Below are 15,979 nucleotides of genomic sequence, written 5' to 3'. Positions count from 1 at the left end.
GTCCTGAAGCGGTGCGCGGACGCCGGGCGACGCGGTCGCGGCTCGAGTGGCGGCTCGGGCTACTGGTCGAAGGTCATCACCGGCCGGACCTCGATGGTCCCCGTCTGGGCTCCCGGGATCCGGGCGGCCATCTCCAGGGCCTGCTGCTCGTCGTCGGCCTCCACCTTGTAGTAGGCGAACAGCTGCTGCTTCGTCGCCTCGAAGGGCCCGGGCGTCGTGGTCGTGCGGCCGTCGCGGACCGCGACGGTCTTGGCCGTCGAGGTCGGCTGGAACGGGTCGCCGTCCAGGAAGTTGCCGCTGGCGACGATCGACTTCGTGAACACCTCGTACGCATCCGCCTGGGCCTGGAACTGCTCGGGCGTGGCCTGGGCTGCGGCCTGCTCGTCGCCGTAGATCAGGAGCATGAACTTCATCCCTGCCTCCTTCGTCGTTCGCGGCTCTTCCGCGACTCACCGGTACGACGAACAGGGTGACCCGGAATCGACAGTATCGACAGTGAGGTCACACCAACGCGCTTGGTCCGTTCGGGAACTGGGCAAAAAGTGGCTGTACTTCTGGACATGGCGATATCCGAGCAGGCTTCGCTCGCTGACGTGAAGAATCGGCTCTCGGAGGTCGTCGACCGGATCGAGCGCGAGCACGGCCGGGTGGTCATCACCAAGCACGGTCGGGCGGCGGCCGTCATCCTCAGCATCGAGGACCTCGAGTCCCCTCGAGGAGACGTTGGCCATCCTGGGCAACGCGGAGCTCGTGGGACAGATCCGAGAGGCGGAGGGCGATGTCGCCGCGAGGCGGACGAAGCGCCTCACCAAGGACGAGGTCCAGGCTCTGAACAAGAAGCGGTGACCCGGGCCGAAGAGCCCTTCGTCGTCGAGTGGGCCGGTCCGGCCCTCCGCGCGCTACGGCGGCTGCCCGAGAAGGTGGCGACGGCGGCCGTCGAGTTCATCTACGGGCCCCTGGCCGCAAATCCGCACCGAGTCGGGCACGCGCTCCGTTTCGAGCTGGAGGGACTACACAGCGCCCGTCGGGGCGACCATCGGATCGCCTCCGGCGTCGACGATCGACGCCGCGTGGTGGTCGTGGTGGCCATCGAACATCGATCCGACGTCTACCGCCGACGCTGATCGCCCGTGGATAGCGGGGAACAGACGGCCCCTAGCGGCGCGTCGAGCGCTCCCCGCGAGCGGCGCTCAGTGCCCCCGGCTAAGCTCGCGGAGGCGGGGAGGGGCCGTGTCGGCCATCGAGATCGAGGGGCTCCACAAGGAGTACCGCAGCCTTCGGGGCCGGCGCACGGTCGCCGTCGACGGGCTCGACCTCGCGGTCCCCGACGGGGGCGTGTACGGGTTCCTCGGACCCAATGGCGCGGGGAAGACCACCACGATCCGGTGCCTGCTCGGGCTGGTGCGGCCGACCCGGGGCAGGCTGCGACTCCTCGGAGCCGACACACCGGACCGGCTGGCCACGGTGATCCGGCGGGTCGGATCGATCGTGGAGACCCCCGCCTTCGTCCCCCACTTCTCCGGCCGATTGAACCTGGAGCTGCTCGGCCGGTTGCAGGGGGTCGGCCGCCAAACCGTCGAGGCGACGCTCGAGCGGGTCGGGCTCGCCGACCGCGCAGGGGACCAGGTCAGGAAGTACTCCCTGGGGATGCGGCAGCGGCTCGGCATCGCGGCCGCCCTGCTCAAGGACCCGCAGCTGCTCATCCTGGACGAGCCGGCGAACGGGCTGGACCCCGCCGGGATCGTGGAAGTGCGGGAACTGCTGCGGCGGCTCGGCGCCGAGGGGAGAACGGTCTTCGTGTCGAGCCACATCCTCTCCGAGGTGCGCCAGATGGCGGACCAGGTGGCGATCCTGGCCCTGGGCCGGCGCGTCGCATCGGGGCCCGTCGAGGACGTGCTTTCGACCGGGCGGTCGCGAGGGTGGGTCGTGCGCCTCGACGACCTCCCCGCGGGTGTTGCCGCCCTCGCCGCGGCCGGGATGGAGGCGCGGCTCGAGGGCGACGCGCTGCTGGTGGAGCCTCCGTCGGGCGGTCCCGCGTCGATCACCCGCGCCCTGGCCGATCGCGGATTGTTCCTCACCGAGCTCCGCCGTGACGAGCAGGACCTCGAGACGGTGTTCCTGGAGCTCACGCGGGAGCCGCGATCCGGGGAACCATCCGCGTGAGCGCGCTCATCGCGGTGGAGTTCCGGCGCCTGTTGTCGCGGCGCTTGTTCCGGGTGCTCGTAGGGCTCGCGGTGCTGGGGATCGCGATCGGGGGCGTGGTCGTGGCCGTGAGGTCCCATGCACCCCCGCCGGGCGAGCGGGCCCGCGTGGACGCACAGGTCCGGGACTGCCTCGACGGCAAGATGGTCCGGGCGGAGGACCTCCCGCCCGGCATCACGTTGCGGGAGTTCTGCGAGCACAACCTCCTGCCGTCGCTCCTCGCCCTCAACGACCCCCGCTACCGGCTGGACGGGCTCCCGGGCACGCTGAAGGGGCTCAGCACGCTCCTCGTCATCGGGGGCCTGCTGATCGGGGCCTCGTTCGCGGGCGCCGAGTGGCAGGCCAGCTCGATGGCCACGCTCCTGACATGGGAGCCCCGCCGGATGCGGGTGTTCCTGGCCAAGGCCCTCGCCTGTGGGGTGGTGGTGTTCGTGCTCGCGGTCGCGCTCGAGGCCCTGCTGGGGGCGGTGCTGTCGCTCGTGGCGGCGACCCGCGGGACCACCGCCGGGACCGGTGACGGGTGGCTCCGGGGCGTGGTGGGACTGGGCGCTCGGATCGGGGGGCTCGCCGGACTGGCGGCCCTCATGGGATTGGCCATCACGACCGTGGCCCGCAACACCGCCGCCGCGCTCGGCGTGGCCTTCGCCTACTTCGGCGTCATCGAGGGGCTCATCCGCGGCCTGCTCCCGAGTTGGAGCCGCTGGCTGGTCGGAGACAACGCCGTGGTCTTCGTCGCCGGACGATCCTCGGGGCCTGGAGGCATCGGGCGCAGTCCGACGGAGGCGATCCTGCTGCTCTTCGCCTACGGCCTGGCCCTGATGACCGCGGCCGCCCTGAGCTTCCGCGCCCGCGACGTGACCTGAGCGACCCCGGTGGGCGTGGACACCTACAACCCGAGGAAATCTCCCACCAACAGGATCCCCACGCCAGCAGCGGTCAGGAACGCGCTGGCCAGGCCCATGTAGATCCACCATGGGCGCTCGACGAGCTGGTCCTTGATGCCCCTGAGCCAGCTCAGGATCTCGGTCGCATCTCCGAGTGCGGACGCCACCACCAGGAGCCAGGCTGCCAGGATCTCGAGGCTCGCGGACAGGTCGGACAGCTGGACCGCGAACACCAGGCCGAGCTGCATGAAGCCCTGCCACAGGGCCGTGCGGTGGGAGTTCAGGAGGTAACCGCCGGGCCGCTCGGGGACCGTGGCGCGCTGACGGGCCAGCGCGGCGCCGAGGGCGAATGCGAGCGTCAGGTTCAGCATGCCGCCCATGACCAGGATCTTCGCCGCCGTCACCATGGCGACCAGCACGGTACACCGCGGGGAGGTCTCGTCCGGCTCGGGCCGGGCCTATGGGCGGGTCAGCAGGCCCAGGTAGTGCGTGTTCAGCACCGGGATGGCCTCGAGGATGGGGAACCCGATCGGCGCCAGCGCGCCCAGGCGGCGGGCCAGGGGCGGGACGACGGTTTCCCTGTGGAGCTCCAGGCCGTAGCCCGGGAACAGGCCGGCGACGCGCTTTCTGGTCATCGGTCTCGTGGTCCGGTTGTAGGGGATCGGGTACCGCAGGTCGAACCACACCACCGCCCCGCCCGGGGCCAGGACCCGGTCGACGCTTCGGGCCACGTTGGCCGCCATGTCCGCGTCGAGGATCGAGGACATCACCGTGAACAGCACCACCAGGTCGAACGGCCCGTCCAGGAAGTCCAGGTGCTCCGCGTTCGCCTCCAGGAACGTGATGTCCGGGTGGGTGCGCCTGGCCACCTCGATGCGCCCGGCCACCAGGTCCACTCCCACCAGCTGCTCGGCCGGGATGCCGAGCCCGCGGAACCAGTCCAGCAGCCACCCCTCGCCGCAGCCGACGTCGAGCACCCGCAGGTCCTCCACCGACGTGAACCGGCGCCGGAGGACTGCCTCGAGGCGGGCCATCCGGCGGACCCGTGAGAGGGCCGTGCCCGGGTTGGTGAGGTCCCGGCGGCGCTGCCACGTGGCCGACCGCTCGTGCTCCTCGTAGACGCTTCCCAGCCGAAGAGGCTCGCCGCTCGAGGCCTGGAGGACCCGTTCGCCTTTCCGAGACGAAGCGGGCGCCCCGGCCCTATCCATGACGGAGACCATGGGGGCGCCGGGTTCCGGGAGGTGGCATGTCGATGACCCGGGCCTCCCCGGGAAGGGACCCCATCGCGTCGAGGGCCCGCCCCAGGAGCTCCTCCGGAGGGACGCCGTACAGCCGGGCCAGCGCGCAGAATCGCTCCAGCGAGACGGACCGCTCGCCGTACTCGTACCCGGCCACCGTGGTCGGCGCGAACCGCCGCCCGGACCACGTCGCGACGTCCTTCAGCTTCAGGCCTCGCTCCTTTCGGGCGCTCCGGAGAACCGCTCCGAGCGTTCGCAGGAACTCCGACACCACCCCCCCTTACCCTGGACCGGCGCCCATGGTGGCAGTCCCATCCCCGGGGGGCCTCACTCGCGGTGGGTATCTTTCCTCAGCCGCCCGCTCCGCCGAATGGACCGGGGCCGGGCTTCCCGCTCTCATGCCCAGCGCCCCCGAAAAGCGGACGAACCATCTCGAATCGACCACGCGGCGCAACGCCGGCCGGTCCAAACGCACGGCTCCAGGTCCGACCAACGATGTAGCCCGATTCGGTCGAAGGGACGTTCCGGGCGACGCGGAGCGCGTATAGCGTGAGGTTCGGCATCGAGGGGGGCTGTGCATGTCGGTAGAAGGACGCGCGAGGAGCTACCAGAAGCCGGAGGGGTGGGACGACCTCTCCCGGTGGCAGCCCCGCGAGGCCAGCCCCGAGGAGCGGCTGGACATGGCGCTGGCCTGGACCGCCCACGAGCTTCGCGGGCCGGTGCTCGCCACCCGGGCCGCACTCGACCGTGTGCTGGTGAGCGACTCGCTGGCCTCGCGGGATCGCCGCCTCCTGGTCCGGTCCCGGGACGTCCTGCGCGAGCTGTCGGGGCAGATCGACGCGGTGCTTCGGTGGGCGGCGGGGGCACGGCGGCTCCGCAAGCGGCGGACCGACCTGGGCAGGCTGGTTCGCCGGGTCGTCACGGAGCTCGCCCTTCCCGCCGAGGAAAGCCGCCTGTCGGTGCTGATCCAGGCCGGCGTCACCGTCCGGGCCGACGGCCCGCTGCTGCGGGCGGCGGTGGCCGACGTCATCCGCAACGCCCTCGACTACTCGCCGTCCGGAAGCCCCGTCAGCGTCCGGGTCCAGGAGCGATCGGGCTCCGTCCGCATCGCCGTTCGCGACCGCGGCCCCGGCGTTCCTGCCGAGGACCGGCCCGCGCTGTTCGAACCGTTCGTGCGGGGCCGGGGCGCTCCCCGCCGGGCCGGCACCGGCCTGGGCCTGTTCATCGCCCGTCGTGTCGTGGAAGCGCACGGCGGCGAGATCTGGCTCGAATCCACCGGACACGGCACGACCGTCGTCCTTCAGCTTCCCTCGGAGGAAACCGCTCCATGACCAAGATCCTGATCGTGGAGGACCACACGCTGTTCGCCGACGCCATCCGGTCGAGCCTGGAGGACCTGGACATGGAGGTCCTGGACCCGTGCTCCGACGGGCCCACGGCCCTGGAGGCGGTGCGCCGGGAGCACCCCGACCTGGTCCTGCTGGACATCGGGCTCCCCGGGCAGAGCGGGCTCGCGGTGGGACGCCAGATCCTGGAGCTCGCGCCGGGGACGAAGGTGGTCGCGCTGACGGCACTGGAGGACGTGCGCACCATGCGCGAGGCCATGGCCGCGGGCTTCCACGGCTTTCTGACCAAAGACGTCCAGCTCCGGCAGTTTGTCCGCTCCATCCGCGCCGTGCTGGACGGCCAGATGGTCCTGCCCCACCGGCTGGCCCGCAGGGCCACCGGGATCGGATCGCCCGAGGACCAGGCCGCCGCCCTGCTGGCGCAGCAGCTGACGTCCCGGGAACGCGAGGTGCTCGCCCTGCTCGTGTCCGGCGCGAACTCCGCCGAGATCGCCCGCCGCCTCACGGTCAGCCCCCACACCGTGCGGACGCACGTGCAGGGGATCCTGACGAAGCTACAGGTGCACTCCCGCCTGGAGGCCGCGGCGTTCGCGCTGCGCCACGGGATCGTGGAAGCACCCGCCGGCAGTGGCTCCCGCTCCGGCGACGCCGCCTAGACTTCTCCGGGCCCCTCGGTCCGCTGCCGGCGCAGGTAGTCCCGCATGCGCTGCGGGTATCCGGCCCGCACGGCGTCGAAGACCTTCAAGTCGTGCGTCCGGGTCAGCTCCCGCAGATACGCGTCGTCGAAGAGCTCGAAGCGCCGGTGCTCGCCATCCTTCGCCACCAGCACGACAGAGAGTGGATGTATGACCGTCTTGGGCTCGACGTAGGCCTCCACGCCCTGGCGGGACTCGACGAACTGGAGGATGCCCTCGCGGTCCTCCCCCGGCCCCTGCACGCCCTTCAGCCGGCGCGACATCCGGTCGGTGCGCGGCTCGAACTCGTACTTCCCGCCCACCGCGCTCTGGGGGCGGACCACCTTCCCGAGGTCCCGCATCCGGTCGCGAAATCCCATGGCCTCCCCCTCGCGCGTGCGCCCGAAATGTAGCGCTTTCACGGCCCGATCGGTGACGCGGAACGCGTGGCGGTCTCATGAATCCTCCGTACGGAGAACCGTTCCGTTCGCGCATGCCGTCCGGGCGCTCCAGGCCGCACGCTGACTCCTGGCCGACGGCACACCAGGAGAGGAGGGCCGGGGGGTGGCCGAGGAACTCATGGACGTCCGCGTGCTGCTCGCCGAGGAGCAGTCCCTGTTTCGTGAGTCCATCCGCATGGCCCTGGAGGCCGAGCCCGACCTCCGCGTGGTGGCGGTGGCCGACTCCGGCGTCCGCGCCGTCGCGGAGGCGGAGCGACACCTGCCGGACGTCGCGGTGCTGTCCGACGGCCTGACGGGCCTCGACGGGATCCAGGCCACGTACATGATCCGCGAGCGGGTGCCGGGCTGCCGGGTGCTGTTCCTGGCCTCGAACGAGGACCAGACCAACCTGATGGCCGCGCTGGAGGCCGGCGCGATCGGCTACCTGGCCAAGAGCTGCCGGCTGTCCGAGCTGGTGGGAGCCACCCGGGCCATCCACCGGGGGGAGACCCTGGTCCCGCCGACCATGCTGGGCGACCTCCTGGCCCGGCTCATGGCGCTGCGCCAGGACCGGGACCGCAGCCTGCGCATGGTGTCCAGGCTTACGTCCCGGGAGCGGGAGGTCCTCGCACTGCTCGCCGCGGGCGGCAACAACCAGACCATCGCCGAGGCCCTGGTGATCAGCCCGGACACCGCCCGCACGCATGTCCAGCACGTCCTCGGGAAGCTGGGGGTGCACTCCCGGCTGGCCGCCGCGGCCTTCGCCCGCCAGAACGGCATCCTCGAGTACCTCCAGGTCTTCGGCTAGATCCCCTCGCGCAACCGGCGTAGCCCAAATACGTCAGAGAGGTCGTGTTCGGCTCCCGGCCGGGACGGATCCTGCCCCAAGCGGCTCGGCGTGGGTGAATCGACGTCCCTGACCGGCCGCGAGCGGACTCGAGTCGGGGGGGATGAACCGGCAACCATGGAGCTGAGCGAAGCAGCCCAGCGAATCCTGAAACGCCACGCGGCGCTGATCGTGATCCTCGTCGTCGTCTGTGGCGCAGGCGCCTACGCATTGCATGCGGGCCAGCCCACGATGTACCGGGCGACCGCGCGGCTCGTCCTGGACGCCCCCGACCCGCAGAGCGGCACCGAGTCCGCGGCCATCGCCGACACCGCCCGGGCCATCGTCACCGGCCCCACCCAGGTCCAGCAGGCCCTGCGCACCGTGGGCGTTCATCGCGACTCGATCGAGTTCGCCAAGCACGACGTGACCCTGGAGGCGCTCGGGACCTCGGGCGTCCTTGCCCTGTCGGTGCGCGACACCAGTCCGCGCGTCGCGTCGCAGCTGGCCAACACGCTCGCCACCGGGCTGATCCAGGCCCGGGTCCGGGTCGGCGCCGGCCGGGTCGACCAGGCCCTGACCGACCTCCGGGCCCAGATCGCCGACCTGTCCCGTCAGGCCACGGTCCTCGACTTCCGCATCAACGGGCTGAACGGCCAGATCGCCGTGGGGGGCTCGCCGGAGGACCTGGCCGCGCTGCGGGCCCAGCGCGACGACCTGGTGCAGCAGCGGGACGCCCTGGCGCAGCAGCGCGCCAACCTCCAGTCGGAGCAGGCCACCATCGAATCGGCGAACGTGCTCCGGCCGGAGGCGGCCGTGGTGGACCGGGCCACGCCGCCGCCGGCGGCGGAGCCTTCCCGGTGGCCGACCGACTCCGCGCTCGGCGTGCTCCTCGGGCTGGTGCTGGGGGTGGGAGCGGCCTCGGTCCTGGAGTCGTTCCGGCCCACCGTGATCGGCCGCGACGGGTTCGTCCGCGAGCTCGGCGCGCCGGTCATCGGAGAGCTTCCCGGTCCGCCCTCGGAGCTCGACGGGATGGCTCTGGCCACCGTTGCCGGCCGCCTCCGCCTGGCCGCCGTGGCCGCGGAGGTCGACCGCATCGAGATGATCTTCACCGACCAGGCCCAGTTCCTGAGCGAGTTCGGCGGAGCCCATGCGGCGTCGCCGGACGAGCCGCTCCGCCCCGAGGGGGCGAAGCCGTACCTGGCACCGCTGCGGTTCGACCGGGCCAACGGGCGATTCGCCGCCTACAACGGCGACGGCGCGTCCCACGGGACGGTGGCCCTGGCCGAGCTGGACCGGCCCCGGGCCCTGGCACCGGCCCCGCCCAAGGTCGGCGCGGTCCTCATCGTTCCCACCGCGATCAGGCGCAGGGAGCTGATATCGGTGACGGACCTGCTGACGCTGGCCAACTGGCCGCTGCTGGGCGTCATCACGTACCGGCGGGGCCGAGTGCGGGGCCGGGTGCTGGCCCGGCGACGCCACGCCCGCCACAACGGCGCCGACCCCGATTGGAGCCTCCTATGACCGCTGCTGGCAGAACCGAGACCGTGCCCCAGCTCGACCGCATCCCGTTCGCCCGGACCGAGATCAGCCCGGAGGCCCGGGCCGCCGTGGATCGGGTGCTGGCCTCGGGATGGGTGACCACGGGGCCCGAGGTCGCTGCGTTCGAGGCCGAGTTCGCCGAGTGGGTCGGGGCTGGGCACGCGGTCGCCGTGGCCTCCTGCACCGCGGCCATCGAGCTGGCCCTGCGGGCGCTCCGCCTGCCGCCCGGATCCAAGGTGCTGACCTCGACCATGACCTTCTGCGGCGCGGTGAACGCGATCCTGCACGCGGGCCTGCACCCGGTCCTGTGCGACGTGAACCCCGACACGCTGATGCCGGACGCCGCGACCACCGGACGGGCGGTCCGGGACGCGGGCGGTGCGATCGCGGCCATGGTGGTGGTCCACTTCGCCGGCCACCCGGCGCCCGTCCACGAGATGGCCCGCGCCGCGGGGCTGCCGCTGGAGCGGGTCGTCGAGGACGCCGCGCACGCCCTGGGCACCCGGGTCGGCGAGCAGGAGGTCGGCACGATCTCCGCGGCCACCTGCTTCAGCTTCTACGCCACCAAGAACCTCCCCATCGGGGAGGGCGGCATGGTCACCACGGACGACGCCGCGATCGCGGACCACGTCCGTCGGAGCCGGCTGCACGGCATGAGCCGAGACGCCTGGAAGCGCTACCTCCCCGGGTCGGGCTGGCGCTACGAGGTCGAGGAGATCGGCCTGAAGGCCAACATGACCGACATCCAGGCCGCCATCGGGCGGGCCCAGCTCCGCCATTTCCCGTCCTGGCAGCGCCGCCGCTTGGAGCTCGTGGAGCGCTACGACTCCGGGCTCGAGGGGATCGACGGCATCGGCAGGCCCCCGCACCCGGAGCGAGGCACGCAGGCGTGGCACCTCTACGTGATCCGGGTGCGGCCCCAGTTCGGGATGGACCGCGATGCGTTCATGGCCGGACTGGCCGAGCGGGGAGTGGACTGCTCGGTCCACTTCATCCCGGTGCACCACCAGCCGTTCTACCGGCGGCTCCTGGACGACCCCGACGGGCGGTTCCCGGCCGCGGACGCCGCGTTCCCCGAGATCGTGTCGCTCCCGCTGTATCCCGGCCTGTCCGACGGGGACGTGGACCGGGTCTGTGCGCTGGTGGCCGAGCTTCGAGCATCGACGAACGGAAAGGGTGGTTCCGAGTGGGGATGACCATGGACTGGCAGGGGGAGAAGGGATCCTCGAACGGGAACCATGCGAACGGATCCAAGAACGCCCGGCGCCCGCGGCAGGGGATCCGCCACGTCCTGGTGATCGGCGGGGCCGGCTACGTGGGATCCGTCCTCGTCCGCAAGCTCCTGGACCGGGGCCACACGGTCACGGTGATGGACGCCCTCATGTACGGCGACCACGGCATCCGGGACCTGTACGGGCGCCCGACCTTCCGGGTGGTGGAGGGCGACCTCCGCAACGTCGAGTCGGTGGTCCGGGCCACCAATGGCGCCGACGCCGTCGTGCACCTCGGCGCGCTGGTGGGCGACCCGGCCTGCGCGCTCGACGAGAAGCTCACCATGGAGATCAACCTGCTGGCCACCCGGACCGTGGCCGAGGTGGCGCGGGGGCTCGCGGTGAAGCGGCTCGTGTTCGCCTCGACGTGCGGGGTGTACGGCGCAGACGACGGGCTGCTCGACGAGGAGTCGCCGCTCAACCCGGTGTCGCTGTACTCGCGAACCAAGATGGAGTCCGAGCGGATGGTCCTGTCCATGAGCGGCCCGGACTTCGCTCCGGTGGTGCTCCGGTTCGGGACCTTCTACGGCGCCTCCCCGCGGCCCCGGTTCGACCTGGTGGTCAACCTGCTGGTGGCCCGGGCGGTGGCGGAGGGCGAGATCACCATCTTCGGCGGCGACCAGTGGCGCCCGTTCGTCCACGTGGACGACGGCGCCGAGGCCATCCTGCGGTGCCTGGACGTGCCCTCCGACCTGGTCCGGGGCAAGGTGTTCAACGTCGGGTCCGACGACCAGAACCACACCCTGGCCCAGATCGCCCAGACCATCGTGGAGCTGGTGCCGGGGGTTCGGATCATCTTCGAAGGGGGCCGCGGCGCCGCCGAGGCCAACTACCGGGTCTCGTTTGCCCGCATCAGGTCGCAGCTCGGGTTCCTCCCCCATCGCTCCCTGGCCGAGGGCCTCGCCGAGATCAAGGAGGCCATCGAGCAGGGGGTGGTGACCGACTACGCGGAGGAGCGCTACAGCAACTACAAGGTGCTCACCCGCAAGGGCGAGATGCTCCGCCGGTCCGGCTCCCTCCCGGCGAACGTGGGGAGCGGGCGCTGAGCTCGACGGCGGCGCAGATCGGCACGGCCGCGGCCCCGCCCCGGCTCGGCACGTTCCGGCCCTCCGGCTGGGTCCGGCCGGTGGCGAGCCTCGTCTCCACCGACCGCCTGGTGGTGGGCGCGACCGCCGTGACCGTCGCCCTGCTTCCTCTCCAGGAAGGCGTCCTCCCCGGCAACGTCGCCCCCGTGGACCCCTTCATCGTCGTGGCGTTCGTGGTGATGCTCCTGTGGGCCGGATGGACCCGGCCGCGGCTGCACCTCCCCTACGCCCTGCCGGTGGGGATGCTGGTGGCCACGGGCACCCTGGCGGCGCTGCTCGGGAGCTACCCGTTGACGGGCGGCCTGGCCGTCTCCCAGGACCTGTTCCTGCTGGCGTGGGGCGTGGTGATCGCCAACGTGGCGGCCCGGCCGGAGGGGCTGTCCACCGTCCTGCGGGTGTGGGCCTACTCCGCCGTGGCGTGGGCCCTGGTCCTGGCGGCCGTGTTCTCGCTGCACCTGTGGACCCTTGCCGGTGTCGACCTCACGCAGGGAACCCGTGCCGCGCTGACCTTCGGCGACCAGAACACGGCCGCCCTGTACTTCGCGCTGTCGCTCGCGGTGGTGCTCGCCGCGAAGCGCCCTCGCCGGCCGGTGGCGCGGTTCGTCGCCGTGGTCCTCATCCTGTACGCCCTCGTCCTCACCGGGTCGCTGTCGGGATTCCTCGGCCTGGCGGTCGCCCTGGCCGTCGCGGCATTCGTGTCCATCCGGCGGCGGCACGGGATGGCCGCCGCGATGATGGCCATCACCCTGCTCACGGCGGCCGCGGGGGGCGCGTTCATGGTGGCCACCTCGGACCAGCTGGCCCAGCGGGCGTCCGGCAGCCAGAACTCGCTGATCAAGGACTCCATCGGGCGCGGGCACCAGAGCAGCTCGGAGCGGGAGGTGCTGGCCAGCGAGACCACCGCCCTGTACTTCCAGAGCCACCTGGTCGGGCTGGGCGCCAACGCCACCTACGACACCCTCGTGGCCGAGCAGGCCTCGTACACGCCGCACGGGACCCACAACGACTTCATCGCGGCGATCGTGGAGCGGGGCGTGCTCGGGGAGATCGCGCTGCTGGTCCTGGTCGGCGCCATCGCCGTGCGCTCCATCGCGCTGGGCGGCCGAGCGCTGCCCGGCGTCGCCGGCCGGGAGGTCCCCGCACCCGGGTACCTGCTGGGCGCGGTGGTCAGCCTCGTCGTGTTCACGGCGACCCACGAGATCCTCCACGACCGGAACGTGTGGACCTTGCTGGGACTGGTGGCGGCCCTGTACCTGTGGATCAGGAACAGCGGCGAGGCCGACGGGCACAGGGCCGAGGCGGTGAGCCCGTGACGGGAACCGCTGGGCCGGCCTGGCCCGTTTGGCCCGTTTGGCCCGTTTGGCCCGACGCCCTCGAGCCCGTGGTGCCTCTTGAGGAGCTCCCACCGCAGCCCCCGCCGCCGCGGATCAAGGTCCTGCACGTCATCACGAAGTTCTGGGCTGGAGCGGGCGGGAACACGCTGGTGTCGGCCCTGGGCATGGACCCCCGCCGCTACGAGGTGTGGGTGGCCGCGTGCGAGGGGGGCGACCTGTGGGCCCGGGCCGAAGCCGCCGGGATCCGCACGGTCAAGCTCCGCCGGTTCCGCGACCACATCTCCCCGCTGGAGGACCTGGGCGTGCTGGCCCAGCTGGTGGCCCTGATCCGGCGGGAGCGGTTCTCCATCGTCCACACGCACTCCGCCAAGGGCGGCTTCCTGGGACGGCTGGCCGCATGGGGATGCGGGACCCCCGTCATCGTGCACACCACCCACGGCCCCAGCTTCCACGAGTTCATGTCGCCGGCCCGCCGGAAGCTGTACATCGGGCTGGATCGCCTGGCCCGGCCGATGACGGACCGGTTCCTAGACGTGGCCCCCAGCGTGGTCCGGCAGGCCGTGGAGACGCGGATCGCCCGGCCGGGCTCCATCGCCGTGGTCCCGTCGGCGGTGGAGATGGACGGCATCCCCGCCGAATCGGACCCCTCCGTCCGCCCCGAGCTCGGGCTGCCGCCAGGCGCTCCGGTGGTGGGGACGGTGGGGAGGCTGGACTTCCAGAAGGCGCCGCTCGACTTCGTGCGGATGGCCGCCGTGGTGGCCCGGACCCGGCCCGACGCGCGGTTCGTGATGGTCGGCGACGGCGAGCTGGCGGACCAGGCCCGCGCCGAGGCCGCCCGGCTGGGCGTGGACGTCCTGTTCACCTTCACCGGGTTCCGGCCCGACGCCGCCCGCATCGCGTCGGCGTTCGACGTCTTCGTGGTGTCCTCGCTGTACGAGGGGCTGGGGCGATCGCTGACGGAGGCGCTGGCCTCCGGCCGGCCGGTGGCGGCGACCGCCGTCAACGGGGTCCCGGACCTCATCGAGCACGGCGCGACGGGCCTGCTGGCCCCCCCGCGGGACCCGGAGGCCCTGGCTCGGTGCGTGCTGTGGCTGCTGGAGCACCCGCACGAGGCGCGCCAGATGGGGCTGATCGGAAGGAACCAAGTCCGGGAGCTGTTCGACCCGGCCCGGATGTGTGAGCTGCTGGACCGCGAGTACCGCCGGCTCCTGGGCCTGCCGGAGCCGCCGGGGTCCGCCGCGGCAGGGACCGAACGCGCGCCTGCCGTCGAGCTGGCGGCCGCGGTGTCCGGCAACGGGATGGCCAGGAGCCGCGATGCGGTCTGAGTTCGACGCCCGGACCCTGAACTGGCGCTTCGTCGTCCCCGACGAGCCGGCCGGGCTGCTGCTGCTCCCGGCGAACGGCGAGCGGCTGGACGGGGCCGTGGTCCCGGACCGGACGCCCGGCGGGTTGGACGCCACCCTGCGGGAGGGCCCGTACCCGGCCGTGGCCGTGCCCGACGTGGGAGCGTGGGGCCACCTGGGCGATCGCGGGCGGTCCGCCCGGATGCTGGAGCTCCTGGCCGGGGCGGTCGCTCCGGGCGGCTGGATCTACGCGGGCTTCGCCAACCCCTGGTACCCGGCGCGGCCCCGCATGACCCGGGCCCTTCGCCTGGGGCGGGCCATGCGGATCCTCCGCCGGGCCGGCCTGACGGGCTCGGAGGTCTACCTGGCCTTCCCGGACCAGGCCTGCCCCGCCTTCCTGATCTCGAAGGGGGGCGCGGCCGAGCTCGACGCGTTCCTGCGTCACCTGTTCCTGCCCTACGTCGGCGCGACCCACGGGTGGCGGGGCCGGGTCAAGCAGCGGCTCCTGTCGCTGATGCGGGCCATGGCCCTGGTGTCGCCGCACGGAATGAAGGCCCGGTTCGCCCCCTCCCTGGCCATCGTCGCCAGGAGGCCGGCGTGATCGGCGCGCTCCGCGATCATCTGGCCGCCCGGTGGGCGGACCTCCGTCCGGGCAGCCCTCCGCTGCGGGGAGCCATCGTGGCCGGAGCGGACAAGCACCCCTCGGCCAAGGTCACGTTCCTGTTCTTCGACCGGTGGGGCCGCCAGTCGGTCGCCGTGAAGGTGGCCCGGGACGGGTGGAGCGAGCGTGCCCTGGTCGCCGAGCACGAGGCCCTGACGCATTTCTGGTCGTCGGGGTCGGCCTGCATCGCGACCAGCGTGCCCGAGCCGCTCCTGCTCGAGCGCATCCAGGGCCGGCTGGCCCTGGTGATGTCCGCGCTGGACGGCGAGCCCATGATGACCCGCTACTACCGGCCCCGGCACACCAGCGACCCCGACCGCGTGGCCCGGGACTTCGGCATGGCCGGCGAGTGGCTCCGCCGGTTCCAGCTTGAGACGCAGGCCGGGCGGCAGGAGCTCACCGCGAGGTCGTACCGGCGGTGGGCGGACCCGATCCTGGAGCGCTACCGCACCGAGATCGGGTGGGGGTCGGTCGAGGACGAGCTGTTCGAGGCGGTGATGGACCGGGTCACCGCCCTGGAGGGCTGCGACATCCCCTTGTCCGGCGTCCACGGCGACTACTGGACGGGGAACCTCCTGGTCTCCGGGGACCGCGTCGCCGGGGTGATCGACTGGGAGCTGGGGAAGCCGGAGGGCCTTCCCTTCGCGGACCTGTACAAGTTCCCCACGTCCTACGGCTTCTACCTGGACCGGGCCTACCCGGCCGGGACGGCGAGGATCCCCGGGCATCCCGGGCGGGACCGGGCCCGGGAGCTGTGGAGCCGGTTCGGCGACTGGCCCAACCTGGTCGGGTTCGGCTACGGCTACTTCGGTCAGGGGTGGTTCCCGGACCTGGTCCGGCGGTCCGTGCTCGAGCACTTCGAGTACCTGGGGGTGCCCGCCGCAGCCAATGCCGTGTTCTTCCCGTTGTTCCTGGCGGAGCAGGCCACCGCCATCCCAGACCGCACCTTCCGGGCCGGGTACCGGGCTCTCCTGGCCGGCTTCAGCGCGGAGCGGTCGTCCGGATGGCTGTGGGCCACCGACGGCCAGGCGGCGTCCACGGTGAAACCGGAACCGGCACCGCAGCGCGACCGGCCGCGGGGCGATCGGCCCCAGGCCGTGGCCGCGGCCGGACGCGGGCGGAGGTGGTGAGCC

At 72.4% G+C, this 15,979-nt stretch carries 18 protein-coding genes; 13 read left to right on the top strand and 5 right to left on the bottom strand.

From position 1 onward, the window contains the following. Positions 1-59: 59 nt before the first annotated feature. The gene (locus M3Q23_00460; GenBank protein MDP9340589.1) at positions 60-413 is read right to left on the bottom strand and encodes a YciI family protein; all 354 of its coding nucleotides are present in this window, start codon (positions 411-413) and stop codon (positions 60-62) included. Positions 414-842: 429 nt separating this feature from the next. On the opposite strand from M3Q23_00460, the gene M3Q23_00455 reads away from it, so the two are divergent. The 3 genes from M3Q23_00455 to M3Q23_00445 all read left to right on the top strand — a co-directional run bounded on the left by M3Q23_00455 (position 843) and on the right by M3Q23_00445 (position 3,065). Continuing rightward, positions 843-1,124 carry a type II toxin-antitoxin system RelE/ParE family toxin gene (locus tag M3Q23_00455; protein MDP9340588.1) on the top strand — a complete coding sequence of 94 codons (282 nt, stop codon included), beginning with the start codon at positions 843-845 and terminating at the stop codon, positions 1,122-1,124. 106 nt (positions 1,125-1,230) lie between these two features. Next, positions 1,231-2,163 carry an ABC transporter ATP-binding protein gene (locus tag M3Q23_00450; protein ID MDP9340587.1) on the top strand — a complete coding sequence of 311 codons (933 nt, stop codon included), beginning with the start codon at positions 1,231-1,233 and terminating at the stop codon, positions 2,161-2,163. Beyond that, positions 2,160-3,065 carry a hypothetical protein gene (locus M3Q23_00445; protein ID MDP9340586.1) on the top strand — a complete coding sequence of 302 codons (906 nt, stop codon included), beginning with the start codon at positions 2,160-2,162 and terminating at the stop codon, positions 3,063-3,065. The genes M3Q23_00450 and M3Q23_00445 overlap by 4 nt, the downstream gene beginning before the upstream one ends. A gap of 23 nt (positions 3,066-3,088) precedes the next feature. Here M3Q23_00445 and M3Q23_00440 read toward each other — a convergent pair whose 3' ends face one another. The 3 genes from M3Q23_00440 to M3Q23_00430 are packed head-to-tail and all read right to left on the bottom strand — an operon-like array spanning position 3,089 to position 4,595. After that, positions 3,089-3,493 (bottom strand): hypothetical protein, encoded by a 405-nt coding sequence (locus tag M3Q23_00440; GenBank protein MDP9340585.1) that lies wholly within the window; start codon positions 3,491-3,493, stop codon positions 3,089-3,091. Positions 3,494-3,544: 51 nt separating this feature from the next. Further along, a complete protein-coding gene (locus tag M3Q23_00435) occupies positions 3,545-4,294 on the bottom strand; it encodes a class I SAM-dependent methyltransferase (GenBank protein ID MDP9340584.1) in 750 nt (249 codons plus the stop codon). Continuing rightward, entirely contained in the window at positions 4,287-4,595 is a 309-nt protein-coding gene (locus M3Q23_00430; GenBank protein MDP9340583.1) for a helix-turn-helix domain-containing protein, read from the bottom strand. The genes M3Q23_00435 and M3Q23_00430 overlap by 8 nt, the downstream gene beginning before the upstream one ends. Before the next feature lie 307 nt (positions 4,596-4,902). Between M3Q23_00430 and M3Q23_00425 the strand changes: the two genes are divergently transcribed. Both M3Q23_00425 and M3Q23_00420 read left to right on the top strand, forming a co-directional pair. Then, the gene (locus M3Q23_00425) at positions 4,903-5,655 is read left to right on the top strand and encodes a sensor histidine kinase (GenBank protein ID MDP9340582.1); all 753 of its coding nucleotides are present in this window, start codon (positions 4,903-4,905) and stop codon (positions 5,653-5,655) included. After that, positions 5,652-6,326 (top strand): response regulator transcription factor, encoded by a 675-nt coding sequence (locus M3Q23_00420; GenBank protein MDP9340581.1) that lies wholly within the window; start codon positions 5,652-5,654, stop codon positions 6,324-6,326. The genes M3Q23_00425 and M3Q23_00420 overlap by 4 nt, the downstream gene beginning before the upstream one ends. On the opposite strand, the gene M3Q23_00415 is transcribed toward M3Q23_00420, so the two are convergent. Then, complete coding sequence (locus M3Q23_00415; protein MDP9340580.1) at positions 6,323-6,724, bottom strand: oxidoreductase; 402 nt, start codon at positions 6,722-6,724, stop codon at positions 6,323-6,325. The two genes, M3Q23_00420 and M3Q23_00415, sit on opposite strands and share 4 nt — an antisense overlap. A gap of 184 nt (positions 6,725-6,908) precedes the next feature. On the opposite strand from M3Q23_00415, the gene M3Q23_00410 reads away from it, so the two are divergent. From M3Q23_00410 to M3Q23_00375, 8 genes are all read left to right on the top strand, one after another. Next, complete coding sequence (locus M3Q23_00410; GenBank protein ID MDP9340579.1) at positions 6,909-7,592, top strand: response regulator transcription factor; 684 nt, start codon at positions 6,909-6,911, stop codon at positions 7,590-7,592. Between the two features lie 156 nt (positions 7,593-7,748). Beyond that, on the top strand, positions 7,749-9,134 hold the full coding sequence (locus tag M3Q23_00405) for a hypothetical protein (protein ID MDP9340578.1): 1,386 nt from the start codon (positions 7,749-7,751) through the stop codon (positions 9,132-9,134). A 23-nt stretch (positions 9,135-9,157) separates the two neighbouring features. After that, the gene (locus tag M3Q23_00400) at positions 9,158-10,348 is read left to right on the top strand and encodes a DegT/DnrJ/EryC1/StrS family aminotransferase (protein MDP9340577.1); all 1,191 of its coding nucleotides are present in this window, start codon (positions 9,158-9,160) and stop codon (positions 10,346-10,348) included. A gap of 2 nt (positions 10,349-10,350) precedes the next feature. Continuing rightward, the gene (locus tag M3Q23_00395; protein MDP9340576.1) at positions 10,351-11,469 is read left to right on the top strand and encodes an NAD(P)-dependent oxidoreductase; all 1,119 of its coding nucleotides are present in this window, start codon (positions 10,351-10,353) and stop codon (positions 11,467-11,469) included. Between the two features lie 80 nt (positions 11,470-11,549). Continuing rightward, positions 11,550-12,821, top strand: coding sequence for an O-antigen ligase family protein (locus tag M3Q23_00390; GenBank protein ID MDP9340575.1), 1,272 nt, complete (start codon positions 11,550-11,552; stop codon positions 12,819-12,821). Between the two features lie 71 nt (positions 12,822-12,892). Next, positions 12,893-14,167, top strand: coding sequence for a glycosyltransferase family 4 protein (locus M3Q23_00385; protein MDP9340574.1), 1,275 nt, complete (start codon positions 12,893-12,895; stop codon positions 14,165-14,167). Then, entirely contained in the window at positions 14,157-14,786 is a 630-nt protein-coding gene (locus tag M3Q23_00380) for a hypothetical protein (GenBank protein MDP9340573.1), read from the top strand. The genes M3Q23_00385 and M3Q23_00380 overlap by 11 nt, the downstream gene beginning before the upstream one ends. Continuing rightward, on the top strand, positions 14,783-15,976 hold the full coding sequence (locus M3Q23_00375) for an aminoglycoside phosphotransferase family protein (protein MDP9340572.1): 1,194 nt from the start codon (positions 14,783-14,785) through the stop codon (positions 15,974-15,976). Before M3Q23_00380 ends, M3Q23_00375 begins: the two co-directional genes overlap by 4 nt. Positions 15,977-15,979: the final 3 nt, after the last annotated feature.

The organism is Actinomycetota bacterium (genome assembly GCA_030774015.1).
Classification (GTDB): domain Bacteria; phylum Actinomycetota; class UBA4738; order UBA4738; family JACQTL01; genus JALYLZ01.
The sequence above is the reverse complement of the archived record's forward strand: the minus strand, read 5'-3'. Positions and strand labels throughout refer to the sequence as shown.